Origin of the sequence: Aquabacterium sp. (assembly GCF_030652515.1) — a bacterium.
GTDB lineage: Bacteria > Pseudomonadota > Gammaproteobacteria > Burkholderiales > Burkholderiaceae_C > Aquabacterium.
In genome coordinates this window covers 1-2,260 of record NZ_JAUSAR010000102.1, presented here as the reverse complement: position 1 = coordinate 2,260, position 2,260 = coordinate 1, and the positions used below count along the sequence as shown (strand labels likewise).

The 2,260-nt window shown below is 56.7% G+C and carries 1 protein-coding gene; it reads left to right on the top strand.

The window, feature by feature from the left end; all coding sequences use genetic code 11:
• The coding region (locus Q7V20_RS12345) for a condensation domain-containing protein (RefSeq protein WP_304791300.1) at positions 1 to 2,260 on the top strand (2,260 nt) is incomplete at both ends.

Genomic DNA, 2,260 nt, shown 5'->3' with positions numbered 1-2,260 from the left:
CCGGAGTCGGGCTGGCGCGGGGCTACCACGGCAAAGCCGCGCTGACTGCCGAACGCTTCGTGCCGGATCCCTACGGCGACGGCGGCAGGCTGTACCGCACCGGCGACATCAGCCGCTATCGCGCCGATGGCGTGATCGAATACCTGGGGCGAGAAGACGGGCAAGTCAAGCTGCGCGGCTTCCGTATCGAGCTGGGTGAAATCGAAACCGTATTGAAACAGCATGCCTCCGTGCAAGCCTGCGTGGTCATAGCCGCTGACGTGCACGGGGAAACATGCCTGTTGGCCTATGTGACGTTAACAGAAGCAGGCAAGGACACCGATACCGCCCGGTTACGCGAATTTTTACGCCTGGCGCTGCCCGAATTCATGGTGCCCGGCGCGTTTATCGTGCTGCCCGAAATACCGCTGTCAGCCAACGGCAAAGTCGATCGCAAGGCTTTGCCTAGCCTGGAGTTCGAGATGACCGGCGGGACGTTTGAACCGCCTGAAAATCCTGTCCAACAGCGTATTGCGGCGATTTGGCAACAACTGCTTAAACACGAGGCTTTTGGTATCCATTCCGACTTTTTTCTGGTGGGCGGACATTCCTTGCTGGCGTTGCGTCTGGTCGCCCTGTTGGTTGACGCATTTAACACCGAGCTCAGCGTGGAGCAGATATTCGACCATGCCACCGTGGCGAGGCAAGCCAGTTTGTTGGCGCAGGCCGAGGGGCAGGAAAACGGTTGGCCGCCTATACGAACCGATGTTAGCTCGCTAGCGCCGTTATCGTTTTCGCAGGAACGCTTGTGGTTTATGAACACGTTGGAAGCGGCGCAGACGGTTTACCATATTCCGCTGGCGTTCCATCTGCGCGGCGCTTTGAATATCAGCGCCTTGGAACAGGCGCTGCACGGTTTGGCCGTCAGGCAACCGGCCTTGCGTACCGGTTTTGTCGAACAAGACGGCCAGCTCAGGCAGCAGTTGTTCGAGTCCGCAGCAGACCGATTGAAAGTCTATACTAAAGCCGCAGTACAGAAACATGGCTTAGGACAGATATTGCAGGCTGAAATCGATAGCCCGTTCGATTTACAGCATGGCCGTGTCTTTAAAGCCGCCGTGCTGTGGGTCGATAACGCCCATAGCCTGTTGTTGCTGGTCATCCATCATATTGTCGCCGACGGTTGGTCGGTCGATATTTTGTTGAAGGAGCTTAGCGGCTTGTATAGCCGTCATTTAGGCGGGCCGCAGCCTGCGGCATTGCCGGTGTCGTATGCCGATTTTTGCCGCTGGCAAAGACAGCTGATGACGGATGGCTGGTTTCAGGCGGCAGAAGATTACTGGTTGACCCATCTGCAAGGGGCAGCTACCCATCTGGAATTAAGCTACGACAAATCCCGTCCGGCCTTGCCCAGTTTTCGCGGCGCGATGCAATATGCCGTCATTGATGCAGACACCCGGACAGCGTTGCAAACCTATGCAACACAACAGGGGGCCACGGCGTTTATGACGTTGTTGGCGGTGTTCGGATTGGTGCTGTACCGCTACAGCGGGCAAAGCGATTTCCTGGTCGGGACGCCTATGGCTAACCGTAAGCGGGCCGAAATCCATGACGTTATCGGGCTGTTTGTCAATACGGTGCTGATGCGTATTAAACCAGACCCGGACCAGAATTTTGGGCACTTGCTGGCGGCAGTCAGGCAAACGGCCATAGGCGCTTATCAGCACCAGCATTATCCTTTCGAGCGTCTGGTTGAAGCGTTGCAACCGGTGCGTGATCTGGCGGCCATGCCTTTATTCCAGGTGATGTTTGTTTACCAGGAACAAAACAGCCCGGTACTGGCTTTGCCGGGTCTCAGCGTTGAGCCGGTCGTGTTGCCCAGCGCCGTCGCCAAATGTGATCTGAGCCTGTATGTGGGCGAGCAGGACGGGCAGTGGTCTTTGGCTTTGGAATACAGTACCGATTTATTTCAAGAAGCAACGGTAAGGCAATTGCTGGATGTGCTGGTCACCGTGACCACCGAACTGGCCCAAGATCCGCATGGCCCGATAGGCCGGATCCGGTTATTGTCTGATGCCGAACAACAGCGTTGCCTGCACGACTGGAATGCCACCGATTATGACGGCGATGGCTTTGCGCGCGAAAACATACCCGGCTTATTGACGCGACAAGCGCAACAAACGCCCGACCATCCGGCGCTGATCTTCAACGGAGCAACTCTAAGCTACGGCGAACTGGAATGCCGGGCCAACCGTCTGGCGCACTATTTGCAAAAACAGGG